Source organism: Arthrobacter sp. GCM10027362 (genome assembly GCF_042679445.1).
Classification (GTDB): domain Bacteria; phylum Actinomycetota; class Actinomycetes; order Actinomycetales; family Micrococcaceae; genus Crystallibacter.
In genome coordinates, this window is record NZ_JBHTML010000040.1 from 1 (window position 1) to 26,065 (window position 26,065).

Here is a 26,065-nt window from a genome sequence, read left to right on the forward strand (position 1 = left end):
GAAGCCCTCGCCCTGGCAGTACAGCTGGCGCGGCGCGGTCTGGCGGCCGCCGACCAGCTGCGCTCGCTTGCCGGCAGCTGCCAGCGGCTGGCCGACCGTGGCGACGGCGGCACCGGGCCCTTATCGGACGGTGCCCTGCTGATCCACCAGCTGGCGGCGAACACGCAGTGCCTCTCGTCTCCGGAATTGCCTCCGGAGGCCGAGCCGGCATTGCGGGAGCTGGCCGGGCGGCGCAGCGCCTTGACCGATATCCGGGCTGCAGCCCTGGCACTGCTGGCCGAACGGCTGGACGCCTCGGGGCGCAGTATCGAAGCGCAGCGGCTGGCAGGCCAGGCACTTACCCTGCTGGAATCCGGGGAATCCGGCAGCCTGGACTTGCGTGCGTTCGTGGCGACCCGCCTGATGTTCGCGCTGGTCCATGCCGGCAGGTACTGGCAGGTGGAAGAGCACCTGGATTCCTTCCGGGGAGGCCGGGAGGATTCGCCCTCCTACCTGCGGGGCTCCGCGGAATTGTTTGCGGCCCTGGTGTCCGTCCGGCAGGGACGGTTGCGGCAGGGTCTGGACAGGCTCATTCCCGCCGTCGAAGAACTTCGCCTGGCCGATCCCGAGACGCTGCTGCCCTACGTGCTGGGCCTGCTGGCACATGCTGCCGCGCAGCTGGGGGAGCGGGGCCTGGCCCTGAAGTATGCCGCGCAGTTTCAGCTGCTGCCGCAGCAGGGACCGCAGCACCGGTGGCTGGTTGCGGCGGCGTATGCGGCCGCGGCGAAGGCGGCCCGCGGCGGCGGGGAGGCGGCGGGGCAGCTGGCAGGGCTGGCCGCCGATGCCCGGAACGCGGGCTTCCTGCGCTGCGAGAAGGAAATACTCGAAGTGCTGTGCAGGACCGGGGCAACGGACCAGCTGCACCGGCTGGGGCAGCTGGCCGCCACCTTCGAGGGTACCGAAGCCGGCGTGGGCTACCGGGTCGCGGCGGCCCGGGCGGCGCAGGACCCGGAGATGCTCTTCGACGCTGCCCGCGCCGCCGAAAGCGTCCACCATTACGCGGACGCAGCAGAAAGCCTGGCGGCGGCGGTGAGGATCCACGCGCGGACAGGCGAGGCACGGCAGGCCGGCGTGCTCCGGCAGCGGTTGAACCGGCTGCTGCACCACGTTGGCGGAATCGCCACCGGATCCCTGGCCGAGGCAGCGGAAGCCGCCGAACTGACCCGGCGCGAACAGGAAATCGTCGCGATGGCTGCCGAAGGGCTCAGCAACCGGGAAATTGCCAAGCGCCTCTATGTATCGCAACGAACCGTCGAAGGGCATCTGTACCGGACTTTTTCCAAGCTCGGCATCAGCCAGCGACAGGAACTGGGGCGGGTCGTCTCCCGCCTCCCGAGCACCATCCCTACCAGCAGAAGGACGAATTGTGACAGTTAGAATCGGATATGCCGGGGGCGTTTTTGACCTGTTCCACATCGGCCACCTGAACATACTGCAGCAGGCCAGGAGCCACTGCGACTATCTCGTCGCCGGGGTGCTTTCCGACGAGCGATGCGAAGCGGACAAGGGGATCCGTCCGGTCATTCCGCTGTCCGAGCGGCTGGAAATCGTCGGCAACGTCAAATGCGTTGACGAGGCCCTTCCGGAAGTGTTCGCGGACAAGCTGGATACCTGGGCCCAGGTGGGGTTCAATGTCTATTTCAAAGGCGATGACTGGCGGGGCACGGCCAAGGGCCGGGACCTTGAACGCCGCTTTGGCGAGGTCGGCGTCGAGGTCGTCTATTTTCCCTACACCATGCACACCTCCAGCACGGTGCTGCGCCAGGCACTGGCGGTGATCACCGGCCCGGCCGGCCGGGACGCGACCGGCGCGGCTGCGCACGGAGGCCGGTGAGCATGGCGGGCGCCGGGATCCGCGTCACCGTCATCGGCCTGAATTATTCGCCGGAAACAACGGGGACCGCGCCGTACACCACCCGCCTGGCGCACAGGCTGCGCGAGCGGGGCCACACGGTCACCGTGCTGACCGGCTATCCGCATTATCCGGAATGGAAAATCCGCAGGGGCTACCGCGGCTGGCGCATGAGCGGGGTCCAGGAAGGCATCCGGGTCGACCGGCTGCGCCATTTCGTGCCGGCAGCGCCCACCTATGCCACCCGGATGCTGATGGAAATAAGCTTCGGGGTCCGGCTGCTGTTCGCCCGCTGGCACCGGCCCGACGTTGTGGTGTTCGTCAACCCCGCATTGTTTGCGACGGCGTTCGGGGTCCTGCGCAGCAAATTCGGGCGGCGGGTGCCGAACGCGGTGTGGGTCCAGGACCTCTACAGCCGGGGGGTGGCGGAAACGGCGTCCGGGGGCAAGTCCCTGGCACGGCCGCTGGCCCGGGCGGAATCGCGGCTGCTGAACGCCGCGGACAAAGTGGTGGCCATCCATGAGAGCTTCAGGCAATACATCACCGGCCCCCTGGGGGTGCCGGAAGACAGGGTGGCGGTCATCCGCAACTGGACCCATCTGGCGCCGGCTCCGGCAACCGACCGGGACGCCCTGCGGCGGAAGCTGGGTTGGCAGCCGGACGACATCATCGTCCTGCACGCCGGGAACATGGGCGTGAAGCAGGGCCTTGAGAACGTTGTGGAAGCGGCCCGCGGCGCCTCCGGGAGGAAGAGCAAGGTCCGCTTCATCCTGCTCGGCGACGGCAACCAGCGCGAAAAGCTCCACGCCCTGGGCGCCGGGATACCGAACCTGGGCTTCCTGGCGCCATTGCCCGAGGTGGACTTCCAGCCCGTGCTGGCTGCGGCAGACATCCTCCTGGTCAATGAACTGCCCGGCGTCAGGGGCATGTCCGTGCCGAGCAAGCTGACCTCCTACTTCAGCACCGGACGGCCCGTGATTGCCGCAACCGATGCGGACAGCGTGACCGCCAGCGAGGTTGCCGCGTCGGGCGGCGGCGTGCTGGTGCCGGCGGGGGAGCCGGAGACCCTGGTGACGGCCGCCGAGCAGCTGGGCAGCGACCCCGAACGGGCCCGGCGGCTGGGCGGGGCCGGGCTGCGCTTCCGGGAGCAGATGCTCGCCGAGGCGCAGGCCATCGCCGCCTTCGAAGAACTGCTGGCGGAGCTCGCACGGGAACCCGCCGCCCCATCGTCACCCGGTTTCGGCCGGCATAACCAGGAGAACAGCCATGTTGGCTCATAAGACTGCAACCATCGACCTGTCCAAGGCCCCCGGCTCGCGTGAAGCCTGGGACAAGCCGAAGCCCGTGGTGTACCTCTGGGCCGTCGCGGAGCGACTGTTCGTCACCAACTCATGGCAGATCAGCTCCGCCCTGCGCGTCAAGGTGCTGCGCCTGTTCGGGGCCAGGATCGGCGAAGGCGTCATCTTCCGCCCCCGCACGCGGGTCGGCTTTCCTTGGAAGCTGGAGATCGGGGACAGGTCCTGGATCGGCGAAGGCGTCTGGATACACAACCAGGACCAGGTGCGGATCGGGCACGATGCGGTCATTTCCCAGGAGACGTTCCTGACCACGGGCAGCCACGCCCACCGGCGCGACATGGCCCTGATCACCAGCCCCATCTCCATCGGGGACGGGGCCTGGGTGACCTCCCGGTGCGTGGTCCTGGGCGGGGCGGACGTCGGCGACAACGCGTTGGTGTCCCCCCAGTCGGTGGTGAAGGGATCGGTACCGCCCAACACTATTGCCGGGGGCAACCCGCTGGCGTTCCTGGGCCCCAGATTCCCCGCGGACGGCCGCTGACCGCGGCGGCTCCATGGCGCTTTCGCTATGGAGCCGCCGCGTCGTCGCGCTTGCCGCCTGACGATACCAGCACGATGGACAAGAGCATGATGGTGAAGACCCCGGTGGCCTGCAGCATGGAGCCGCGCAGGAGAATGATCATGTAGGCCGGAAACACCGAGGCCGCGATGGCCAGGCCGCTGTCCGAGCGGAGGCTTTGCGGAAGCCTGCGGTCCAGGCGCACGATGAGCAGGCCTAGCGCCAGGAACGTGGCCACCAGCGCCACCATGCCGCCGTTGATCAGCGCCTCGGCCCAGAGCGGGGCCGACAGGTTGGTGAACGAGTAGCCCCGGTAGCCGGCCAGCAGCAGGCCCGTGTCGTCGGGCTTGCCTGTCCACAGGGACCGGGGCACCCAGAACAGGAGCACTCCGAGCGCCTGCCGGCCCCAGGTGGGGCCTTCGGACTGGATGTACAGGTAGGAGTTGGCAATCTGCCAGAATGCGTCGTAGTCGCCGTTGCCGGCGTATTCGCTGAAAAAGCCGGTGCGGCCCACGCTGACTTCCGAGCGGCGGAAGGCATCGGCGATCGGGAACAGCAGCAGGAAGGCAGCCAGCAGGCCGCCGAGCAGCGGCCTGATCAAACGCTTCCGGGTCAGGATGCCGGTATAGCAGAGCATGGCGAACATCACGGTCCCGGAGGTGTAGCGCGCCCCGCTGATCGGATTCATCACCACCAGGACGGCGAGCACCCCCACGACGGCGGCGATACGGTACGCGCGGGCCCGGGGCACGGCCCGGCGCAGCCGGCCCATCGTGGCGAACGAACCGGCCGCGATCAGCAGCGGGACCCAGGCCAGGGCGCCGATGATGGCCCCGCTGGACTTGTCCTCGAAGCTGGAGGACCTGGCTTCCTGCCGCGCCTCGCGGTTCTGGAAGAACGATTCGAGGCCGAGCGACTGGACGTAGTACAGCAGGAAGGCCAGGCCGATGGCGAAGAGCAGCCAGGTCCAGCGCGGACTGAGCCGGCCGCCCCGGTACCCGGCCGCCCGGGTGCGGCGGCCGGCCGGCAGCGTCCGTCCGGCTTCGAACACGATCAGGGACAGCGCAACCAGCAGGGCCGTGGGCCAATCCACGCTGGCAGGCATGTCCTTGGTCGTCGAGGCGACGGCGGCAGTGCGGATCTGGATTGTCGGTGCCAGGCCCAGGAAGATGTACACGAACAGCCAGAAGATGAACTCGAACAGCCTCGGTTTGCCTCCGGCAATAATGACGGACAGCCGGATGCCGGCCCAGACCAGGATGGCCAGCGTCAGGGTCCAGGCCGTGCTCCGGCCTGCATCCTCCGTGGTCAGCACCACCATGGCGGGCAGGACAACGGCCAGGACGACGGCAGACTCGGTGAACCACAGCAGGCGCTGGCGCGTTGTCGAGGGATCCGGCTCAGCCCGTGTGACCGCTCCTGTTCCCGGTGCTTCGGGCTTCATGGAGGTCAGGATTCGACCGGCAGCGCATCGTGCTGCTTCCGGCGCTCGGACGGGGACGGTGCGGGGAGCTTCGGCGATGCCTCGGTGCCGGCATCGGACGGGTCGGACTCGTATGCGTAGTAGGAGTCCTGCAGGTAATGCGACGCGACCTTGTTGACCACGATGCCGAGCAGCGGGGCGTCGAATTTCTCCAGGCTCTTGAGCGCACGGCCGAACTGGTCCTTGCTGGTGCTGCCGGCACCGACCACCAGCAAGGCGCCGTCGGTCTGCCGCGCCAGGACGAAACCGTCGCTCACCGGCAGCAAGGGAGGGGAGTCCAGGATGACCGTGTCGTATTTGCTGCCGAGATCGGCCAGCAGCCGGCGCATGGCATCCGAACCGAGCAGATCGGGCGGGTTGGGCGGCCGGACGCCGGCCGGCAGCACGTCGAGGGAGGTCCTGCCCCACGGCTGGACCACGTCGTCGAACCCGGCATCGCCGATCAGCACGGAGGTCAGGCCTACAGAGCCTTCCAGCCGCATCGCCCGCGCCACGGAGGGCTTGCGCAGATCCGCGTCGATGAGCAGCACCCTGGAACCGGATTGGGCCAGGCTGATCGCGAGGTTGATCGCAGTGGTGGTCTTGCCCTCGTTCGGGACGGCGGAGACTACGCACAGGCTGCGGGCCTGGTGCGCGAGTTCTACGAACTGCAGGCCCATGCGAAGCGACCTGAACGCCTCCGTCAAGGGTTGCGAGGCCTGCGCCCCGCCGATCAGATGGCCCTGTCCGCCATCCCGTTCCAGCGCTACCTGCCCGAGCACCGGCACGTCGGTGAGCGCCTGCACGTCCTGGTCGGACCGGACCTTATTGTCCATCAGCTCGCGCAGGACCGCATATCCGATCCCGAGTCCCAGGCCCACTGCCAGCCCCAGCACGAGATTGATCTTCGGCTGCGGCGAAATCGGGGTGTCGGGAACAGTCGCGGGCGTAGTAATCGTCGCCTGGACCATGGCACTGCCGTTCGAGTGTTTGGGCGAGAGCCGGAAGGACGCGGATTTGAGCTCCTGGCCAATGGTACTGGCAATGACGGCGGCCTGCTCCGGATCAGGATCGGTCACACTCACATTCACGATGGACGTATTCGTCGGAATCGTCGCCGAGAGCTCGCGCTTCAGTTCCTGTGCGGTGAGATCGAGCTTGAGGTCCTTGATGACCGGGTTCAGCACCAGGGGAGACGTCGCCAGTTCGGCAAACGAGACCACCTGCCGCTGCGAATAGACCCCGCCCTGGGCCAGGTCGTTGAAGCTTTCCCCCTCGGCCACCGAGAAAAAGACCGCCACCTGGGTCCGGTACATCGGCTGCGCCATCCAGGCCAGCGCCAGCGCGGCGGCCACGCACAGCATGGTGATCGCCGTTATCGCCCGCCAGCGTTTCCTCAACAACCTTAGGTAGTCCTGGATTTCCACGACGTTTCCTTCCCCCCAGAATCAGCCATCGGGACCGCGGGCGTCCCGCAGCCATGGCAGCAAGAATAGCGGCTGCACGCAGTTGTTCGACGTTTCGCTGAATCCTTTTTGCAGGCTTCAGCTCCGTTGCGCAGCCGCCGGCGGCAATGAGTCCGCATACGCGGCGTCCAGCTGCCGGGCCAGCCGCCGGAGGGAGAACTCCTCATGGGCAATCGACCGGGCAGCTTCGCGCTCGGCAGCGAGGTCCTTGGAAAGATCCTGGACGGCATCGGCAAGGGACTTCGGCGTGGAGTCGACCACCCGCGCCCCGGGACGATCCGCCAGGATGCCGGCGAGGCCGGAAGTAGAATCGACCACCACCGGCACCGCCATGGAGAGCGCTTCCAGGACAATCATCGGGAATGGCTCGTTGATGCTCGGCAGGACCAGGATGTCCGTTTCGCCCAGGATGCGCGCCACCGCCTCGGGCGGGACCGCGCCGTCGTACGTCAACTGCACCGCGGCAGGTGCCGCGGCAATGGCATCTTCGACCCGGCGCAGCTCGCCCCCGTCCGGACCCACCATGCTGAAACCGAACGCCGCAGCGGCCCGTTCCTCCAGCTCCAGCGCCATGTCGACGAACAGGGCCGGCCGCTTCCTGCTGTGCATGCGGGAGCAGTACAGGACGTTGACGCGCTCCGCCGGCCCGGCGGGCCGGGACGGCACCGGGGGAACAGGCACGGCGTTGCGGACCTGCTCGAACGGCGGATGGCCCGGCATCGCCGAGAGGTCCGTATGTTCCTCGGTCGTGAGGTAGAAGGACCGCCGGGCGCCGCGCAGCGCCGGGAAGGTCAGGAACCTGTCGTACGCGCGGCCGGCCAGGCCGGACGGCGTCCGGATCATGCCATGGGTCTGGATCACATAGGGCACGGACAGCAGGCGGCACAGCAGGGCGGCCGGCATGACGGTGAAATCCCTGGCCAAATGGATGTGGCACAGGTCGAACGAACGGCCGTTGCGCAGCAGCCACCACAGCAGGCCCGGGCTGAACAGGCTTCCGAAGGAGGACAGCGGCCTGAACGCGCGCTTGTAGATCCGGCGGATTCCGTCCGTCCCGCCGGCCTGGGCTTTGCCGTCCCAGCCGGCGAGCAACGTGACCTCGTGGCCGGCCTGGAGTGCCTGGCACTGGGCGAAGGCCACGGTGGTCGGACCCCCATAGGCGCCGTCGCTGCTGACGTAGGCGACGATGTGGCAAATCTTCATGCCTGCTTCAACTCCTTGAACCACTTGGCCAGCAGCAGCACGGCAAAGCAGCCGGCGGCCGCCGCGAACGCGCTGTAGAGAACGGTAAACAGCCACGGTGCGCCGTAGGCCAGGAAGACCAGGCAGAAGACACCGTAGTCCGCCGGAACGAGCAGGACGGAGCGCAGCGCCGAGGCCGGCCGGCCGGCATCGGCGGATCCGGCGGTACGCTTGAGCAGCTCCGTCAGCGTGCCGCCGGCGAAGGTCACCACCGCGCACAGCTGGAACGCCAGCGGAACCAGCAGCATGGACTCGGGCAGATCGAAGAACCGGTACCAGCTGATGAGCACCGCGGCATGGACTGCCGCCATCTTGCCGGCATCCAGCACATGGTCCAGCCACTCGCCGGCGCGGCTTCCGCCGCCCCGGAGCCTGGCCAGCTGCCCGTCGGCGGAATCGAGCATGAAGCCGACCGCCAACAGGAACCAGATGGCCGCGCCGGCCCAGGCAGCCGGCGGCAGGGTGGCCACGAGCACGACGGCCGTCCCGGTCGTGGCGCCGCTGAGCAGGGTCACCTGGTTCGGCGTCAGGCCGCAGGTATGCGCCACGGCGGCCAGCCGGCGCCCGCACGGGCGGTTGACCCACCGGGTGTAGTACGAGACCCCCCGCGCGGTTTTTTGCCGGTCCTTTAATTCGGCGACCGCTAATGCATAGCTGCCCACATTTGCTCCCCCCCCAGGAAAATGGCACAAGACAGGAAAAATTCCCGCCTGAGGTGATTATGCCGCCAATGTCCCAGGGGCGGCATACTCGTCATTCCGCGGCAACTACCTGCCTGCCGAATACGGGTACTCGCTTTTCCGCTTAAGCGCCGGAATCCTGCAGTCCGAGGCATTACATTGGACCATCACCGCACCGCCTGGCGGGCGGGACATGCCTACTCGCGCTTTCAAGGAGAAAACATGCGCAGGGTCTTAACCATGGCGACGGCCGGGCTGATGGTATCCGCAGCCCTGTCCGTCGCTGCGCCCGCGCCGGCCACGGCGCTTTCCGAACACCTATCCTTCTCCGCACTGGACGAACCCACCTGGCAAACCAACGGGACCGTCTGGGCGCTGGCCGAATCCAACGGCGTCGTCTTCGCCGGCGGGACGTTCTCGCAGCTGACGCCCCCCGCCGGCACGGCGGGCACGGCCATCGCCGTGACCTCGCTGGCGTCGTTCGATGCGGCGACCGGACAGCCTCTGAGCTGCCGGCCCGTCCTCACCTCGAGCACCGGAACAACCACCGTCCGCGCCCTCGACGTTTCGCCGGACGGCAAGACGCTGTACATCGGCGGGCACTTCACCGCCGTGAACGGCACCCAGATCGCCCGCCTGGCGGCGCTGGACATAGCCACGTGCAAGCTGACATCGTTCCGGCCGGGAGCCATTTCGGCCACCGTGCGGGCCATCGACGCCACCGCGTCCACCGTCTACCTCGGCGGCGACTTCACCACGGTCCGCGGCGAAACGCGGGAGAGGTTCGCGGCCATCGACGCAGCCTCGGGCCAGCTGCTGCCGTGGACGGCCAATGCCGACGGCGTGGGCCGGGCCGTCTCCGTCTCCGCGGACGGGACGATGGTGGCCGTGGGCGGGGATTTCTTCAACGTGAACTCCCAGTACTCCCACTCCATCGCCGTCACCAAGGCCACCGACGGTACCGTCCTGAAGGCATACCCGGCGGGCTTCATTCCCGACACCTCGGTCACCAAGGCCATCACCTCGGACTCGACCAGCTTCTACGTTGCCAACGAAGGCACCGGCGGCGGCGTCTTCGACGGCAAACTGGCCATCAACTATTCGGACCTGAACCAGCGCTGGCGCAATACCTGCCTGGGCGCGAACCAGGCGCTGGCGGTCTTCCAGGGCACGCTGTATTCGGCCAACCATGCCCACGACTGCGCCGGCATGGGCTGGCAGCCCGACGGCCGGCGGATCTACCTCCAGGCCGAGAACGCCGACACCTCCGCGACGATCGCCTGGAAGCCGGACCTGAACGACGGCATCGGTGAAGGCATCGGTCCCAGGGCGCTGGTGACCTCCGCCAAGGCCGGAAAGACCTATCTGTGGGTTGGCGGCGAATTCACCCGGACCAACCAGAAGGACCAGCGCGGACTGACCCGTTTCGCGGACGGACCGCGTTCGGCGGCCCCGACGCGGCCGGGCAGCGTGACGGCCGAGTCCCTGCAGGACGGCCGGGTCCAGGTCCGGTGGAAGGCCAGCACGGACAACGACGACGGACGGCTGACCTACCGCGTCTACCGCAACGGCGGCAGCACGCCCATCGCCACGCTGACCGGTGACTCCACCTGGTGGTACCAGCCGCAGGTGTCGTTCATCGACACCACGGCCGTGCCCGGCACCCGGTACACCTACCAGGTGACCGCCAGCGACGGCGCCACCACCACCGCCCTCTCGGCCACGGCCTCCGTGACCACTGCCAGCCAGGACGCCCCGTACGCCGCCACGGTCCAAAAGGAAGGCGCGAACCTCTACTGGCGCTACAGCGAAACCGGCGACGTCTACGGCGCGGACAGTTCCAACGCGGGCAACCATCATGTGCGCTACATGAAGACCCCCCTGCTGCAGGCCGCACCCAATGCGGTCGACGGCGAGGCCGGCTCCGCCATCGGGTTCGACGGCGTGGAGGACTACGCCCTGAATGACGCAGTGGAGCCGGGGCCGTCGGTGTACACGGTGGAAACGTGGTTCCGCACCGATACCACCCGCGGCGGCAAGCTGGTCGGTTTCGGCAACGGGCGCCCCTTCACGGGCACCCAGGACACCCGGCTGAGCAACAGCTACGACCGCCATATCTACATGACCAACAGCGGGCAGATCGTCTTCGGCGCCTACACCGGCAGCACCGTGACCGTGAAGACCGCCAAGGCGTTCAATGACAATCAGTGGCACCACGTGGTGGCCACCCAGGGACCCTCGGGCATGGTCCTGTACGTGGACGGCAAGATCGCCGGACGCAACGGCAACACCGTCGCGCAGAACTACACCGGCTCCTGGCGGGTCGGCGGGGACAACCTCAACGGCTGGCCGGACCGCCCGCTGAGCAACTTCTTCGCCGGGCAGCTCGACGAGACCGCCGTCTACCCGGGCGTCCTGACGGCTACCCAGGTGGTGGACCACTACACCAAGTCCGGCCGCACGCCGGACGTCCCGCAGAAGCCGGCAGATGCCTACGGCGCCCGGGTGTTCGACGCGGAGCCGGACCTTTTCTGGCGGTTCGACAGCCTCGCCGGCAACAAGGTCGCCGATTCGGGGATCTTCGGCACCGACGGACTGCTCAACGGCACCGTCACCTCCGCGGCCGGCGTGTCGGGCCAGGGGGCGGGGCTGGGTGCCGACGGCCACATTTCCTCGTCCACCTCCTACAGCGGCCCCCAGCAGTACGCGGCCGAGCTGTGGTTCTCCACCCGGGCAACCACGGGCGGGCGGCTGATCGGTTTCTCGAACCAGCAGGCCGGGCTCTCCTCCAACTATGACCGCCATGTCTACATGCGCGACGACGGGCGCCTGGTGTTCGGCACCTGGACGGGACGGGAGAACACCATCACGACCAGCGGCGCCTACAATGACGGCAAATGGCACCACGTGGTGGCCACCCAGTCCTCCGACGGACTGCGGCTCTACGTCGACGGAGCCCTGGCCGGTTCCCACCCCCAGACTGCCGCCCAGGTCTACACCGGCTACTGGCGTGTCGGGGGCGACAACCTGTGGGGCGGGGCGAGCAGCCGGTACCTGACCGGGCAGGTCGACGAAGTGGCCGTCTACAACAAGGCCCTGGGCGCCGACGAGGTGAAGGCCCACTACGTGCTCGGTACCGGCGGCGAACTGCCGGATACTGAAAGCCCAAGCGCCGTCCAGGGCCTCAAAGCCGAAGGCGGCACCGACAGCGCGACGCTGAGCTGGGAGGCGGCGACGGACGACGTCGGCGTCACCGGCTACCGCGTCCACCGGTCCGCTTCGGCCGGCTTCACCGCCGATGCCGCCAGCCAGGTTGCCGAGGTGACCGGCACGCGGTTCGTCGACGAGGGCCTGGAGCAGGGCACCTGGTACTACAAGGTGGTTGCCGTAGATGCCGCGGGCAACGCCGGCCCGGCCAGCGCCGAAGCCAGCGCGGTGGTGGCGGAGGCCCCGGTCGAGCCGACGACCGTCCTGCTCGCCCCGGCGGCCGATGCGATGGTCAATGAAGGGTCGTCCGGTACAAACTACGGCAGCAGCAACCGGCTGGCCTCCCGGGGATCGCTCGGCTACACGTCCTACCTGAAGTTCGAGCTTCCCGAGGCGCCGGCCGGAACCGTCCTGACCGGGGCGGAACTGGCGATCCGCACCGCCAGCGACTCCATCGCCGGCTCGGCCGACGCCCACCAGGTGCGCCTGGCCGAGGCAGCCTGGGACGAGGCAACGGTGACCTGGCGCAACCGGCCGGCGCTGGCCGACGGCAACCTGGGCGAGTTCTCCGCCGTGAAGGACATCAACACGGCCTACACCGCGGCGCTCCAGCCCGCGGCCCTCAAGCCGGCGGCCGACGGCACGATCACGCTGGCCATTACCAGCACCGGCACCGACAATCTGTGGTTCTGGTCCCGCGAGCAGGCCAACAGCAGCTACCGTCCCGAGCTGCGGCTAACATTCGAAGGGCAGTGAAGGGCATGGGCAATCAGGTGAACAGAACGCTCGCAGCCGGGGCCATCGCGCTGCTGCTGGCCGGCTGCGTGGCTCCCGGCAACAGCGCCGGCCAGGACCGGCAGTCCCCGCCGGCCGGCCGGCAGGCGGAGGCACCGCAGGAGTCCGGCAAGGAATCCGCCGCCGGAAGCGGCGCCAAGGCAGCCGGTAAGGCGGAGCAAAAGCCGCCGAAGACTGCCAAGGAAGCCGCCAAGGTGGAGCAGAAGAAGCTCTCGGCAGCCGAATCGGCGTACGCCGCCGCCCTGGACGAGCCGGGGGTGTATCCGGTCGCCGTGGTCGAATCGGGCCGGGAGGCCTGCGACCGGCTGGCCTACCTCGGCAAGGCCGATCCGGATATCCTGCCGGGTGCCCTGGCCAGCGGGGAGATCCCGAATGCCGCGGAAGCCATCGCCCATCTGTGCCCGGAATTCGGGCCGCAGCTGAAGGCGGGAACCGGCGGCTTCGGGGACGGGCAGGTGGCCGTCGCGGACAAGGCAGTTCCCGGCAAGAGCATCATGGCCGGCGCCTACCGGGCGGTTTCCCCTGACAAGGCCTGCAGCTGGCAGGTTGTTGACAAACGCGGAACGGTACTGGCCGAGGGGAGCATCGAAGACGGGGACCCGGCGAAGCTGAAGGTTCCCGGCAAGGCGGCTTCGGTATCAACGTCGAACTGCTACGCCTGGATACCTGCCGAGTAAATGCACAGCTGTTGTTGCCCGGCCGCATCCCGGCGTCCGAAACAGGACGCCGGGATGCGGCCGCGGGACCGAAAGCCTGGAGGTAGGACATGACCGCCGTGGAACCAACCGAAGCAGAAACAGCGGACCCGCGCTCGCGGACCCCGTTCCGGATCCTGATGGTCTGCACGGGGAACGTCTGCCGGTCCCCGGTAGCCGAGCAGGTGCTGCGGGCCTGGCTGGACGAGCTCAGCCCGGATACCTTCGAGATCCGCAGTGCCGGAACCCGCGCGCTGACCGGCAGCGCGATGACGCGGCTTGCGGTGCGCCAGCTGGCTGCAATCACCGAGCCGGGGACATTCACGGCCCGCCAGCTGACAGCGGACCTGCTGCCGGCCCAGGACCTGGTCCTGGGCATGACGCGCGGGCACCGTTCGGAAATCGTGCAGCTGCATCCGGGGGTGCTGCGACGCACCTTTACCTTGCGCGAGTTCGGCCGGATGGTCCAGCACCTCAATTCCACCGCCGGCTGCCGGGAGCTGTTCGAGGGCGAAACGGCCACACGGTGGCGCCGGCTGGTCTCGTCGGCGCCCGCGGTCCGGCCGGAAACGCTGGCCGACGGCGAACAGGACGACGACATCGTCGATCCCTACCACCGCCCTGCCGACGCCTACGCGCAAATGCTCAGCGAAATGCTGCCGGCGCTGCAGGCGCTGCGCGCCTTCGAAGCGTCGTTCCGGAACTGAGCGGAACCATCCCCACTATGCTCTGGAACATGAAGACCCGGTTCGCGGCAGAGGAATCATCGTTGGTGACACGGCGGCAGTTGCTGCTGGGCGCGTCGTTGGCCGCCCTGCTGTCCGGATGCACCCCCGGGCAGCGCAGCGCGGACACGCCGGCGGCCGGGCAGCCGGCCCACACCATCGAAGAACTGCTGGGCACCAGGCCGTACTACATCGCGCACCGCGGATCCGGGGACAACTGGCCGGAACATACCGCGCTGGCCTACGCCCAGGCGGCGGCAGCCGGAGCCAAGGCCATCGAGGTGTCCGTGAACTGCACCAGCGACGGCCGGCTCGTCTGCCACCATGACAGGGATACCAAGCGGCTGACCGGGAAGGACCTGGTAATCGCGGACACCCCGTACGAGGACCTGGGGGAACTGCGCAACGATGCGCGCGAATGGCTTGGTCCTGCAAGCACCCTGGAGCCCATCCCGCTGCTGAAAGACGTCCTGGACGCCTACGCCGGCTCGCACGTCATCTTCATCGAGGACAAGCAGGGCACCAACACCGGCGCGCTGCTGGACCTGATGGACAGCTACCCGGAGTCGCGCAGCCATTTTGTCTGGAAGCAGGTGGCCATGGCCGACCAGGTCACCGAGGTATCCGGCAGGGGCTACAAGACCTGGGGGTATTTCGGCGAGGATCTCTTCGACCGGATCGACGAACTGGAACCGCGTTTCGACTACCTGGGGGTCTACCACACGGCCCCGGACCAGGTCATCGAGCGGCTGGTCGCCACCGGCAAGCCCGTAATCTGCTGGGAAGTCCATACCCGCTCCATGCGGGACCGGCTCCTGGACCTGGGCGTTGCGGGCATGATGTGCTCCAATATTCCCTACGTCACCTCCTCGACGGCGCGTTACGAGACGGACCGGTTCGGTACGGGGTTGCGGGCCGCCGGCGACCTGCCCTGGGCCGTGGACCGCGGCTGGAGCCGGCAGCCGGCGATCCAGCCGGGACCGGCAAGCATCGCGCTGAACGGACCGGAGAACCCCAGCTACTGCATGGGGTCCATGTGCCCGCTGCCGGAGGATATCTACAGCATCCAGTTCCAGATGCGCTGGCCCCGGGAGCTGCCGCAAAGCCAGGAGCATGCCGGGCTGGCCTTCGGGCAGCCCGGGGACCAGCCGTACCGGGTGCTCAAGCGGAGCGGTGTCGGCGGATACCACGTGGTCATGCGCGCATCCGGCACGTTGGAACTGTTTCGCCGCGGACCGGGGGAGATTTCCGGAACGCTGCTGTCGACCTTGCAGACGGAGCCGGCCCGTGCGGGCGAATGGATGAGCTTTTGGGTGGACGTGACGCCGGCAACCGTCGGGTTTGCGCGCACCGACGGCACCGGCTGGCGTGACATTGTGCGCCACCAGGAGTTCCGCGGCGGGTATTTTTCGCTGACCAAGAACTACGACGGCGACGCGCCGGTTGAGTTCCGCAAGGTTGCCGCATCCTAAAGCCGCGCCCTGCCGGCCGGGGCAGGCCAACGGGCTGTGCCGCTTCGCTGCGGAAGCGGCACAGCCCGTTGGCCTGCGGAGCGTATCAGCTGCGGACCGTGTCCCGGTTCGCCCGGTACCAGCGGACCGTGTCGGCAATGCCCTCGGCCAGCCCGATTTTGGCCGTCCAGCCCGAGGCCGCCAGCGCCGAGACATCCAGCAGCTTCTGCGGCGTCCCGTCGGGTTTGCCGCTGTCCCAGACGACGTCGCCGGAGTAGCCGACGGCGTCGGCCACCAGCCCGGCGACCTCCTTGATGGTCACGTCCGTCCCGGTTCCGACGTTCACGTGGGACGGGCCGTCATAGTGCTCCAGCAGGTGCAGGCAGGCGTCGGCCATGTCGTCCACGTGCAGGAATTCCCGGCGCGGGCTCCCGGTGCCCCAGTTGGTGACCGTGCTGCTGCCGCCGTCCACGGCCTCGGTGTACCTGCGGATCAGCGCCGGAAGGACGTGGGATCCCTGCGGCGAGAAGTTGTCGCCGGGCCCGTACAGGTTGGTCGGCATGGCGGAGATCCAGGGCAGGCCGTATTGCCGGCGGACGGCCTGGACCTGCAGGATGCCGGCGATCTTCGCGATGGCGTAGGCGTCGTTGGTCGGTTCCAGGTGTCCGGTGAGGAGGGCGTCTTCGGTAATCGGTTGCTCCGCGTACTTCGGATAGATGCACGAGGAGCCCAGGAACAACAGCCGTTCGGTGCCGTGCTCCAGTGCGGCGTCCATGACGTTCAGCTGGATCCTGAGGTTCTCGCTGAGGAAGTCCACCGGGTAGGTGCTGTTGGCCAGGATGCCGCCCACCTTGGCCGCCGCCAGGACCACGTAACGTGGCTTGACCGCGGCGAAGAAGCCAAACACCGCGCCGCGGTCCCTGAGGTCAAGCTCACCGGAGGTGCGCCCGGCCAGGTTCCGGAAGCCCTCGGTCTGGAGCTTGCGCCAGATGGCTGAACCGGCCAGCCCGCGGTGGCCGGCAACGTAGAAGGCGGCCGACCGGTCCAGCGGCCCGGTCATGCCCGCTCCGCCCAGCTGCCCAGGCTCACCGTGTCGATCCAGCTGGTGCCGGCCCGCTTCAGCAGTTCGATGTCGGCGTCGACCATGAGCCGCGCCAGTTCCGGTGTTTCGACGGTGGCCTTCCAGCCGAGCGCGGCGTGGGCCTTGGAGGCATCCCCGATCAGCGCGTCGACCTCGGTGGGGCGCAGGTAGCGTTCGTCGAAGCGGACGTGGTCTTCCCAGTTCAGCCCGGCGTGCTCGAAGGCCACCTGCAGGAAGTCGCGCACGGTATAGCCGACCCCGGTGGCCAGCACGTAGTCGTCGGGCTCGTCGGCCTGGAGCATCCGCCACATGCCCTCCACGTACTCGGCCGCATAGCCCCAGTCGCGCACCGCGTCCAGGTTCCCCATGAAGAGGTGTTCCTGCTGTCCGGCCTTGATCGCGGCCACGGCACGGGTGATCTTGCGGGTCACGAAGGTTTCGCCGCGTCGCGGGGACTCGTGGTTGAACAGGATCCCGTTCACGGCGAACATGCCGTAGGCCTCGCGGTAGTTCTTCGTCACCCAGTAGCTGTAGACCTTCGCCGCCCCGTACGGCGAGCGCGGATAGAACGGGGTGTCCTCGGCCTGCGGCGGCGGCGTTGCCCCGAACATTTCCGACGACGACGCCTGGTAGAAGCGGCAGTCCAGGCCGGCCATCCGTACTGCCTCCAGCAGCCGCACCGATCCAACCCCGGTGGTGTCGGCAGTGTGCTCGGGCTCGTCGAAGGAGACGCGCACGTGCGACTGGGCCGCCAGGTTGTAGACCTCGTCCGGCTGGATCCTGGCCAGCAGGGTCACCAGCCGGGCGCCGTCGCTCAGGTCGCCGTAGTGCAGGTACAGACGCGCCTGGGACTCATGCGGGTCCACGTACAAATGGTCGATGCGGCTGGTATTGAAGGTGGAAGCCCGGCGGATCAGCCCGTGGACTTCGTACCCCTTTTTCAAGAGCAATTCGGCCAGGTACGAACCGTCCTGGCCGGTGATTCCGGTAATAAGTGCGCGGCGTTCCATCTTTCCCCCAAAAGTATTCCTCGGTGAACCGCAAATAGTTCGCAAATTAGCCGAAAGGATCCGCAAAGGACCCGAATCGCGGAAATGAAGCCGTATTCGGCCTGACTTGGCTGAGACCCGGTCGTTATGCATCATCGCGCCGAATGAAGGGGAAAGAAACACTCGTCTTTTGGTCGGAATTACTTGTCGGCGCCCCGGAGGGCGGCGGGCCCGCCGGGGGGTGGCTACACTGACCGTATTCCGGGGGGCCGGGGGAGGGGGACTGATGTCGGCATTCGAGGTGGACCAGCGGACGGCGGCCGGACATGCCGGCCCGGGGAGGCGCCGGATCCGGTCGCGGCTGCGCGCGGCAGCGGACCGGCCGCTGTTCCTTGCCCAGGTGTGTTCGAGCGCCTCCGGAGCCCTGGGAATCGTGCTGGCCGCAGCCTTCATGGATACCGGCCGGTTTGCCGTGTTCTCGCTGCTCAGCCTCGCGGCCGTGACCTTGGCCGGCCTGGTCCGTTCCTTCCTGTTCCAGCCGGCACTGATCCGGTTCCGGCATGACAAGCACGCGCTGGTGCCGTTCCGCTACGCGCTTCCCGGCGCCCTGGCGGCCGGGGTGCTCCTCGCCGCGGCTGCCCTGCTCTTTGACCCCGGCGCGTCCTGGCTCGTCCTGGTGCTGGCGGTCAGCGGCGCGTTCCCCGTCCTGCACGACTGGCTGCGTTTCCGGGCGATGGCCGTGGACCGCCGGTGGGACGTGGCCATCTCGGACGCAATCCGCCTCGTGCTGGTCGTCGCGTCGCTGTTTATGCTCCTGGCGGCCGCGGAACCGGTCCTCTATCAGGCCTATCTTGGTTTGTCGCTGGTTGTTCCCACGTTGTACCTGCGGCTGCGGCTGCCCCGGCTGGGCAGCTTCACGCCGCTCGGGTCGTACCTGAGGCCCGCTTCGCTGCAGCTGGCCGACTTTGCCATCGGCCAGTTCAACTCGACCATTCCACTGATGGTGCTGGGCGGGTTTGGCGCCTCCGCGCTGATCGGCGGTGTCCGCCTGGCGCAGACCCTGCTGGGGCCGTTGAACCTCGTGTTCGCCGCCAGGTCGATCAACCTGATCGCCGACGGGGCAAGCAGCCAGGCACATGCCGGCAACGATGCCCTGATCGGGCATGGCCGGAAGCTGGCGCGCCTGCAGGGCGCCCTGGCCCTGGCCTGGGTCCTGCCCCTGGTGGTGTTCGTCTGGCTGACGCAATTCGAACTGGCAGGTGTCCGCAACGGACCCCTGCTCGTCGGGCTCCTGCTCGTCGGAGCCTCCATCGTGGGCTCGGGCTGGTCCGGAATCCACGCCGTGGTGCTCAGGCTGCTGGGCCGGCAAGGGACCGTGACGGCCTGCCGGGCTTTGCTCGTCACCGTCACGCTGGGATCGTTCGCGCTGGGCTACCACTTCGGGGGAGTCGACCTGAGCCTGCTGCTGGGCTTCCTGGCCGCCGCGGTGGCCAGCCCGCTGGTCTTCGGCGTGCCCTCGCAGCTCATCTACCGCTCCCAGTCCCGCCGGCAGGACTTGGCCGCCCCGTCCCCGGCAGAGCCTGCGGAGGGCGCGTCGGTGCGAAGTTCCGCGTGACCGCAGGCGGCCTTTTGCCAGCCCGGCGCCAAGGTTAGGTTCCGCTCACATGACCGCAGCGGGTTGCCGTGGGATTATTAGAGCAGATTTGTCTTGCGTAATGGCGGGCAGCTGTACGAACCAGCCAACAAAGGAGGCCCCATGGCGCCTGTGGTGTCAACACCGTCGACACTCCAGCATGCAGCCGCGGCGATGGACAATGCCGAAGTGCTGCGCATCCGCAACGACTTCCCGATCCTGGGCCAGGAGGTCAACGGGCACCCGCTGGTGTACCTGGACTCCGGGGCGACGTCGCAGAACCCGGCCAGCGTCCTGGAGGCCGAGCAGGAATTCTACGAACAGCGCAACGCCGCCGTGCACCGCGGTGCGCACTATCTGGCAGTGGAGGCCACCGAGGTCTTCGAAGCGGCCCGGGGGATCGTGGCCCGCTTCGTCGGCGCCCGCGGCGACGAAATCATCTGGACTTCCAATGCCACCGAGGCCATCAACCTGGTGTCCTACGCCTTCTCCAATGCCAGCGCCGGGCGCGGGGGAGCGGCCGCGGAACGGTTCCGGCTGGGCCCGGGGGACGAGATAGTGGCCACCGAGATGGAGCACCACGCCAACCTGATTCCCTGGCAGGAGCTCGCCTTCCGCACCGGCGCCACCTTCCGTTACATTCCGGTGGACGACGACGGGGCGCTGCGGCTCGAGGAGGCGGCGCGCATCATCGGCCCGCGCACCAGGATCCTCGCCTTCACGCATGCCTCCAACGTCCTTGGCACCATCAACCCGGTGGACACGCTGGTGGCAATGGCCAGGGAGCACGATGCCTTCGTGGTCCTGGATGCCTGCCAGTCGGTGCCGCACCTGCCGGTGGACGTGAAGGCACTGGACGTGGACTTTGCCGCGTTTTCGGGCCACAAGATGCTCGGCCCCACCGGCGTCGGCGTGCTCTACGGCAAGGCCGGGCTGCTCAATGCCATGCCCCCGTTCCTCACCGGCGGCTCCATGATCACCACCGTCACGATGGAGCAGGCAGAGTACCTGCCGGCACCGCAGCGCTTCGAGGCCGGGACGCAGAAAATTTCCCAGGCGGTGGCGCTGGCCGCCGCGGTGGATTACCTGGCCGAGACGGGCATGGACCGGATCCACGCCTGGGAGGCGCACCTCGGCCAGCGCCTGGTTGCCGGGCTCGAGGCGATCGAGGGCGTCCGCGTCGTCGGGCCCGGGGCCGGCATCGAGCGGATCGGCCTGGCCGCCTTCGACGTCGACGGCGTGCACTCCCATGACGTGGGCCAGTTCCTGGATGACCAGGGCATTGCCGTGCGGGTGGGCCATCACTGTGCCCAGCCGCTGCACCGCCGGCTGGGCCTGGTCTCCACCACCCGGGCCAGCACCTACCTGTACAACACCACCGAGGATGTGGATGCGCTCCTGGATGCAGTGGCCGGCGTGCGCAGGTTTTTTGGAGTGGCGAAGTGAGTTCGGACCTGCAGCAGCTCTACCAGCAGATCATTCTGGACCATGCCAGGGCCCGCCACGGGGCGGGGCTGGCGGAGGCCCCGGCCGGAGACCGGGTCGGGGAGTCCCACATGCTCAACCCCACCTGCGGGGACGAGATCACCCTGCGCGCCTCGGTGCATGCCTCCGGCGACGACCTGACCATCTCCGGGCTCAGCTGGGAAGGACAGGGCTGCTCCATCTCGATGGCTTCCGCGTCCGTCCTGCATGACATGGCCGTGGGCCTGGACCGGCAGGACCTGTTCCAGCTGGTCGACAACTTCCGCGAGGTCATGCGTTCGCGCGGTGCCGTCGAGGCGGACGAGGAACTGCTCGGCGATGCCGCGGCGTTTTCCGGGGTGTCGCGTTATCCGGCACGGGTCAAATGCGCAATGCTCGCCTGGGTGGCGCTGGAGGAAGCCCTCCTCGCCTCCGGAGGGTGCCCGCATCCGTAGCGGAAACCCTGCCCGCACCTTCTTGGGAAAAGCTTGGGGAAGTTCTGGCCCTGCCTTGATCCAACGCCGCGGCGTCCCTACTTATATGTAGTTGTACTCACATATATGTAGTTGTACTCGCACATGCTTTCGATGGACGCCGGTAGCCGCCGGCGCGCCTGGTACGGGCCGGCGTCGCCTAACCGTAAGGTCCGTACCGCCGTCGGAACTGCAGCTTGTGATGGATGCCGTTCTTTGGGGGAGTGGTATGGCTAATGTCGCATTGTCTTTGCATGAGGGGGGCCGGGCCAAGGGGGAAGGCCGGCGGGGATCGGGGAGGACCCTGCGGATAGTGCAGCCCTGGCCCGGGCAGTTCATCGGGCGCGAAGACCTGGTCGAAGGAGCCTGCCAGGCGTTGCAGTCGGCGGCGGGGGCGGGAATCCTGCTCGTGGGCGCCGCAGGGGTCGGGAAAACCACGATGGCGCAGCACATTGTCGAACAGCACTTTGGCAACGCCTGCGTCGTCCAGGTGCGCGGCAGCGCAGCCACGGCCCGGTTGCCGTTCGGGGCCCTGGGCTTCCTGCTCAGCGAAGCGGCCGGGGACGTGCAGGACCATCCCGTGATGGTGCTGCAGGAGGCTTCCCGGCTGCTGGTCGAGCGCGCCGCGGGCCGGAAGCTGCTGATCGTGGTGGACAATGCCCAGGACCTGGACAGCATGACCGCGACGGTCCTGACTCAGCTGGCCCGGGCCCGGATGGCAAAGCTCATGATCAGCGTCACCGGATTCTCGGGCGTGGCGGCACAGTTCGCCCGGATGTGGTCCGGCGGGGAACTGCTTCGGCTGGACCTTGGGAATTTCAGCCGGGAGGAATCCGCACGGTTTGTCGAGGCGCTGCTGAGCGGGCGGGTGTCCCGGGCCGCCGTGTCCGGATTGTGGGAACTCACCGCAGGCAATCCGCGCTTCCTGCGGCTGCTGGCGCTGGAACAGCGCAGCGCGGGCACCTTGGTGCAGCGTGACGGGGTGTGGGTGCTGGCCGGCCGCGTGGTCCATTCGGGTGCCGTCGTCGACGTCGTGCGTTCATGGCTGGGCGCTTTCACGCCCCGGCAGCGCAGCGTTCTTGAGCTGCTCGCTTTCGCCGCCGAACTGCCGCTGAAGCTGCTGCAGGACCGGGGGGAGGCAGACGTCCTGGACGAACTCCAGGACCTGGATGTCCTGGACGTCTCCGCCGCCCGGCCGGCCATGGTGGGGTTGAAGCACCCCCTGGTCGCAGCCGTCCTGCGCCAGCTGGTGCAGCCGGGCCGGCGCCTGGAACTGTGGAGGTCCGTGGCCGGGGACATCCGGCCGGCGGAACTTCCGCCGCCGGCCGCGCTGCAGTTCGCCGGCTGGGGCCTGGACAGCACCGGGATACTGGACCGGCAGGGCGCCTTGGACGCGGCCCGGTTGGCGAACCGGCTCCAGGACCGGACTGCGGCCCTGCGTTTTGTCCGGTGTGTTCCCGGCAGCAGCCGGGATCCTGAGTTTGTGCTGGAGGAAGCCCGCGCGCTCGGTGCCCTGGGCGACCCGTTGGCGGCCGTCCAAGCCGTCGAACGCGTGCTGCCAGGCGCCGGCACCCTGACGTGGGCACGGCTGCAGCTTGAGCGCCACCGCGCCCTGCGGGCCGGCCCCGGATCCGCAGCTGCCGCCGGGGGCGTGCTGCAGGAACTGGGCCGGCTGCTCCAGGGCCCACCGGCCGGAACCAGCGCCGAAGACCTGCGGACCATGCGCCGGGAACTGGTGCTGGCCGAAGCGGAAGATGCGGCTTTCGCCGGAAGGTTCGCGCAGCTGCCGCCGCAGGCTGCCGAGGCTTTCGCCGACCGGAGCCTGGACCTGCCCGAATGGCTCCGGTTCGGTTCGCTGCTGGCGGCAGCCTGTTCGCTGACCGGACGGGCCGCCGAGGCGGTGGAGATTGCGGAGCAGCTGGAGGCCGGCCTGTCCGCGCCCGGACTGGTGCCGGCCGAACGGGAGCAGGTACGCGGCGACGTTTTCGCGGTCTACCTGGCCCTGGGCATGTGGGGCCGCTGTGCGGACATGCTGGACGGGAGGATGAGGCTGTTCGGTGCCGCGCCCGGCGTGGCCGAAGAGCTCGCCGCGGGCCTGCTGCACATCCTCTGCGGCCGGGACGGCCAGGGGCTCGAAGCACTCGAAGGCGCCATTGCGCAGCTTCGGGTTGCCGACCCGTCCGGAGTGCTGCCGCTGGGGCTGGCGGCCGCGGCGTATGCCTGCGTGCTGGGCGGGGACCAGGCGCGGGCCCGGCAGTACCTGCAGGCCCATGCCCAAGCCAGGCAGACCGGGCCGTGGCAGGTCCGGGCAGGCTCGGACTATTTCCGGATTGCCGCGGAAGCACGGCTGGGCCGCCGCACGGAAGCGGTCGCCGAACTGAACGGGCGCGCCGCCCAGGCAGCCGCCCGGGGCCTGGCCTCGGCGGTACCGCTGTACCTCGGAACCGCGGCACGGCTCGGAGACCTGCCGTCGGCCCGCCGGCTGGCCGAATGCACCGAAACGGCGGACTGGCCGCTGGCGCGGATGTTCCATCTTTTGGCGGCGGGCCGGGTGCAGGGAAAGGCAGGCCTGCTGCTTCAGGCCTGCGAGCTGGCCCGGCGCGAAGGCAACGACCTGCTGGCCTACGAGCTGGCGGAATCAGCCGGACAGATGCCGTCGGACGAATCGGACCGGCGCCGCGCACGGACTTTCCAGCGCGAAGCCTTCCGCAAGCTTGACCGCTACCGGGGCACGCGGCGGCGCATCGAGGAACTGAGCGATTTCGAACGGAACCTGGCCCTGGCTGCCGGGCAGGGCCGCAGCAGCACGTCGCTGGCCAAGGAACTGCACCTCTCGCCGCGGACGGTGGACTGGCACCTCGGGAAGATCTACAGCCGGCTCCAGGTCTCGGGCCGCGCCGAGCTGCGCGAAGTCCTGGCCTAGGGGGCGGCCATGATCGAGGAATTCGGATCCGGCCTGCTGGTGGGACGCGAGGACGTCCTGGCTGAAGTGCGGGCCAGCATCCTCGGCCCCGGGGGCGGTGCGCTGCTGGTCGCGGAACCAGGCATGGGAAAGTCCGCCGTGGCCCAGGCAGTTGTGGCCGGCCTGGGCGATGCAGTGCATCCGCTGTGGATCCATGCAGGCCCGGAGCTGACCGGAATCCCCTTCGGCGCGCTGGTGCCGCACCTGGGACCGATGACGGCCAGCGAAGCGGACTCGGTCCTAGCTGCCATGCGCTCGCTGATGGCAGGCATGCGCCGCTCGAGCACCGACGGCAAACCCGTGCTGATGGTCATCGACGACGTCCAGGACCTGGACGACAACAGTGCGGTCCTGGTCGCGCAGCTGGTCTCCTCCGGTGCAGCCAAGCTGCTGGCCTTGGGCAGGACCAAGCCTGCAGCGCCCCGGGAACTGCTGTCCCTGGCAGCGGACCAGCTCCTCACGCGGCATACGCTGCGGCCGCTGGACCGGCCCGAAGCGGACCGGCTCTGCCGCACCGTCCTGGGCGGCCCGGTTTTGGCCAGCAGCAGTGCGGCGCTCCGGGACGCAGCCGGGGGGATCCCGCTGTTCGTCCTGGCGCTGCTGGCCCAGGCCAGGCGCAGCGGAGCCTTGGCCGAGCACAACGGCGTCTGGGTGCTGACGGGAGAACCCGGCCCGCCCGGGGCACGCCTGGCCGACCTGGTCCAGGCGCAGCTGGGCAACCATTCCGCAGGGGCCCGGGAAGCATTGGAAACCATCGCCCTGGCCGAACCGCTGCCGTTGCCGGTGCTGCTGGGCACCACGGCGGGCGCCTGCCTGGATGAACTGGTCGAAGCCGGGGTCATTACGGTTTCGGAGGACGCCCGGCGGCTGGTGCGCACTGCCCACCCGCTGTATGCGGAGGTGGTCCGCAACCGGATACCGGCCAGCCGGAGCCTGCGCCTGCGCGGGCGGATCGTCGCCGCCACGGGTAGCGGCGGGCCGGCGGGGGAATCCCTGCTGCGGCAGGTGGACTGGTCCCTGGACCGCGGGCTCGAGGTACCCGACCGGCTGCTGCTGCGCGCGGCCAGGCTGGCCAATGACGGCTTGGACAGCCGGATGGCCCTCAGGGCGGCCACCGCGGTGAAGTCGGCCGTGTACCGGGCGGCGGCGCAGGTCCAGATCGGGCGGGCATACGCCGACAGCGGAGACTACGGCCGGGCCGCCGCGGCCACGGCAGGCCTGCTCGAACAATCCCGGGACCTGCTGACCGCCGGCTCGGCCACCCTGCTCAGGGTCCGGCTATGGATGCAGGGGAAGGGACCGGAGACCCTCGAGGAGATCGCCGGCCGGTGGTCGGAGGCAATCGAGCGGATCGCCGCCTCGGACTCCGGCGGCAGGTACGCACGCCTGGCCGCCTGGTCGAGGACCGGGGTGCAGCTGATGCGGCTGGCCGTGAAAGTGGCCGAAGGAGACTACGGCCCGGCAGAGGCCGGGCTCGCCGCCATCGGCAGCCAGCCGGAAGGATTCGCCGAATGCACGCTGGCCGCCAAGGTCCTCGCGGCGGAGATCCGCATCGCCACCGGACGCGTTGAATCCGGCACGCGGCTGAGTGCCCGGGCGTTGGACATGCTGCGGCGCCGGGGCGCGCGGTTGCTGCCGTTTTGCGAAGCCGTTGCGGCCACCCACGTGCTGGGCCTGATCCGGCAGGGCAGTACGCTCGGAATCCACGAGGTCCTGGCGGCCTTTCCGGGGTCCGTTTCCGGCAGCCAGGTCCAGCTCGGTGCGGCCGCCAGCCTGGCGGCGGCCGCGGCGGCAGTTGGCCAAGCCAGGTACGAGGCCGGGCTGAGCCTGCTGAAGACCGCCATCGAGGCACTGGAAGTGGCCGACTCCCAGCGGCTGCTGCCGCCGGCCCTGGCCGCCGGCGCCTACACGGCCGCCCTAGCCGGGGACGGCGCCGCGGCGGATGCCTATCTGGCGAGGTTCTCCGCGCTGGGGCCCGTCGGAAGGGCCCAG

19 protein-coding genes are annotated in these 26,065 nt (G+C 68.8%); 13 read left to right on the plus strand and 6 right to left on the minus strand.

The annotated features are described in order from the left end of the window. From ACFQ36_RS08380 to ACFQ36_RS08395, 4 genes are all read left to right on the plus strand, one after another. Positions 1-1,416: LuxR C-terminal-related transcriptional regulator (locus ACFQ36_RS08380; protein ID WP_377012517.1), on the plus strand; the 1,416-nt coding region annotated here is incomplete at its 5' end. Further along, positions 1,406-1,873, plus strand: coding sequence for an adenylyltransferase/cytidyltransferase family protein (locus ACFQ36_RS08385; RefSeq protein ID WP_377012519.1), 468 nt, complete (start codon positions 1,406-1,408; stop codon positions 1,871-1,873). The genes ACFQ36_RS08380 and ACFQ36_RS08385, both read left to right, overlap by 11 nt. Positions 1,874-1,875: 2 nt before the next feature. After that, positions 1,876-3,171 (plus strand): glycosyltransferase family 4 protein, encoded by a 1,296-nt coding sequence (locus tag ACFQ36_RS08390; protein ID WP_377012553.1) that lies wholly within the window; start codon positions 1,876-1,878, stop codon positions 3,169-3,171. Then, the gene (locus tag ACFQ36_RS08395) at positions 3,158-3,730 is read left to right on the plus strand and encodes an acetyltransferase (protein WP_377012521.1); all 573 of its coding nucleotides are present in this window, start codon (positions 3,158-3,160) and stop codon (positions 3,728-3,730) included. The genes ACFQ36_RS08390 and ACFQ36_RS08395 overlap by 14 nt, the downstream gene beginning before the upstream one ends. Positions 3,731-3,755: 25 nt before the next feature. On the opposite strand, the gene ACFQ36_RS08400 is transcribed toward ACFQ36_RS08395, so the two are convergent. The 4 genes from ACFQ36_RS08400 to ACFQ36_RS08415 form a co-directional block, all read right to left on the minus strand. Beyond that, the gene (locus tag ACFQ36_RS08400; RefSeq protein ID WP_377012523.1) at positions 3,756-5,192 is read right to left on the minus strand and encodes a hypothetical protein; all 1,437 of its coding nucleotides are present in this window, start codon (positions 5,190-5,192) and stop codon (positions 3,756-3,758) included. A gap of 5 nt (positions 5,193-5,197) precedes the next feature. Further along, positions 5,198-6,637 (minus strand): polysaccharide biosynthesis tyrosine autokinase, encoded by a 1,440-nt coding sequence (locus tag ACFQ36_RS08405; protein ID WP_377012525.1) that lies wholly within the window; start codon positions 6,635-6,637, stop codon positions 5,198-5,200. Positions 6,638-6,754: 117 nt separating this feature from the next. Then, positions 6,755-7,879, minus strand: a complete 1,125-nt coding sequence (locus ACFQ36_RS08410; RefSeq protein WP_377012527.1) for a glycosyltransferase — start codon at positions 7,877-7,879, stop codon at positions 6,755-6,757. Then, positions 7,876-8,466 (minus strand): CDP-alcohol phosphatidyltransferase family protein, encoded by a 591-nt coding sequence (locus tag ACFQ36_RS08415; protein WP_377012529.1) that lies wholly within the window; start codon positions 8,464-8,466, stop codon positions 7,876-7,878. Before ACFQ36_RS08415 ends, ACFQ36_RS08410 begins: the two co-directional genes overlap by 4 nt. 354 nt (positions 8,467-8,820) lie before the next feature. On the opposite strand from ACFQ36_RS08415, the gene ACFQ36_RS08420 reads away from it, so the two are divergent. From ACFQ36_RS08420 to ACFQ36_RS08435, 4 genes are all read left to right on the plus strand, one after another. After that, positions 8,821-12,561 (plus strand): LamG-like jellyroll fold domain-containing protein, encoded by a 3,741-nt coding sequence (locus tag ACFQ36_RS08420; RefSeq protein WP_377012531.1) that lies wholly within the window; start codon positions 8,821-8,823, stop codon positions 12,559-12,561. A 17-nt stretch (positions 12,562-12,578) separates the two neighbouring features. Continuing rightward, complete coding sequence (locus ACFQ36_RS08425; protein WP_377012534.1) at positions 12,579-13,277, plus strand: hypothetical protein; 699 nt, start codon at positions 12,579-12,581, stop codon at positions 13,275-13,277. A gap of 89 nt (positions 13,278-13,366) precedes the next feature. Next, entirely contained in the window at positions 13,367-14,002 is a 636-nt protein-coding gene (locus ACFQ36_RS08430) for a low molecular weight phosphatase family protein (protein ID WP_377012536.1), read from the plus strand. Positions 14,003-14,067: 65 nt separating this feature from the next. Continuing rightward, a complete protein-coding gene (locus ACFQ36_RS08435; protein WP_377012538.1) occupies positions 14,068-15,492 on the plus strand; it encodes a glycerophosphodiester phosphodiesterase in 1,425 nt (474 codons plus the stop codon). Between the two features lie 85 nt (positions 15,493-15,577). Here ACFQ36_RS08435 and ACFQ36_RS08440 read toward each other — a convergent pair whose 3' ends face one another. Beyond that, complete coding sequence (locus tag ACFQ36_RS08440) at positions 15,578-16,531, minus strand: GDP-L-fucose synthase family protein (RefSeq protein WP_377012539.1); 954 nt, start codon at positions 16,529-16,531, stop codon at positions 15,578-15,580. Next, positions 16,528-17,562, minus strand: coding sequence for a GDP-mannose 4,6-dehydratase (gene gmd, locus ACFQ36_RS08445; protein WP_377012541.1), 1,035 nt, complete (start codon positions 17,560-17,562; stop codon positions 16,528-16,530). The genes ACFQ36_RS08440 and gmd overlap by 4 nt, the downstream gene beginning before the upstream one ends. A 265-nt stretch (positions 17,563-17,827) precedes the next feature. Between gmd and ACFQ36_RS08450 the strand changes: the two genes are divergently transcribed. From ACFQ36_RS08450 to ACFQ36_RS08470, 5 genes are all read left to right on the plus strand, one after another. Next, positions 17,828-19,156 (plus strand): hypothetical protein, encoded by a 1,329-nt coding sequence (locus tag ACFQ36_RS08450; RefSeq protein WP_377012543.1) that lies wholly within the window; start codon positions 17,828-17,830, stop codon positions 19,154-19,156. Positions 19,157-19,297: 141 nt separating this feature from the next. Beyond that, positions 19,298-20,620 carry an aminotransferase class V-fold PLP-dependent enzyme gene (locus ACFQ36_RS08455; RefSeq protein WP_377012545.1) on the plus strand — a complete coding sequence of 441 codons (1,323 nt, stop codon included), beginning with the start codon at positions 19,298-19,300 and terminating at the stop codon, positions 20,618-20,620. Further along, the gene (sufU, locus tag ACFQ36_RS08460) at positions 20,617-21,093 is read left to right on the plus strand and encodes a Fe-S cluster assembly sulfur transfer protein SufU (protein WP_377012548.1); all 477 of its coding nucleotides are present in this window, start codon (positions 20,617-20,619) and stop codon (positions 21,091-21,093) included. The genes ACFQ36_RS08455 and sufU overlap by 4 nt, the downstream gene beginning before the upstream one ends. Before the next feature lie 331 nt (positions 21,094-21,424). Then, positions 21,425-24,034 (plus strand): AAA family ATPase, encoded by a 2,610-nt coding sequence (locus tag ACFQ36_RS08465; protein WP_377012550.1) that lies wholly within the window; start codon positions 21,425-21,427, stop codon positions 24,032-24,034. 9 nt (positions 24,035-24,043) lie between these two features. Beyond that, a partial coding sequence (locus tag ACFQ36_RS08470; protein ID WP_377012552.1) for an AAA family ATPase occupies positions 24,044-26,065 on the plus strand: 2,022 nt, incomplete at its 3' end.

Excerpts from the sequence above, each read along its gene's own strand:
- ACFQ36_RS08390 (WP_377012553.1), top strand. The coding sequence starts at position 1,876 with ATGGCGGGCGCCGGGATCCGCGTCACCGTCATCGGCCTGAATTATTCG.
- ACFQ36_RS08395 (WP_377012521.1), top strand. The coding sequence starts at position 3,158 with ATGTTGGCTCATAAGACTGCAACCATCGACCTGTCCAAGGCCCCCGGC.
- ACFQ36_RS08400 (WP_377012523.1), bottom strand. The coding sequence starts at position 5,192 with ATGAAGCCCGAAGCACCGGGAACAGGAGCGGTCACACGGGCTGAGCCG.
- ACFQ36_RS08410 (WP_377012527.1), bottom strand. The coding sequence starts at position 7,879 with ATGAAGATTTGCCACATCGTCGCCTACGTCAGCAGCGACGGCGCCTAT.
- ACFQ36_RS08420 (WP_377012531.1), top strand. The coding sequence starts at position 8,821 with ATGCGCAGGGTCTTAACCATGGCGACGGCCGGGCTGATGGTATCCGCA.
- ACFQ36_RS08430 (WP_377012536.1), top strand. The coding sequence starts at position 13,367 with ATGACCGCCGTGGAACCAACCGAAGCAGAAACAGCGGACCCGCGCTCG.
- ACFQ36_RS08440 (WP_377012539.1), bottom strand. The coding sequence starts at position 16,531 with ATGACCGGGCCGCTGGACCGGTCGGCCGCCTTCTACGTTGCCGGCCAC.
- gmd (WP_377012541.1), bottom strand. The coding sequence starts at position 17,562 with ATGGAACGCCGCGCACTTATTACCGGAATCACCGGCCAGGACGGTTCG.
- ACFQ36_RS08450 (WP_377012543.1), top strand. The coding sequence starts at position 17,828 with ATGTCGGCATTCGAGGTGGACCAGCGGACGGCGGCCGGACATGCCGGC.
- ACFQ36_RS08455 (WP_377012545.1), top strand. The coding sequence starts at position 19,298 with ATGGCGCCTGTGGTGTCAACACCGTCGACACTCCAGCATGCAGCCGCG.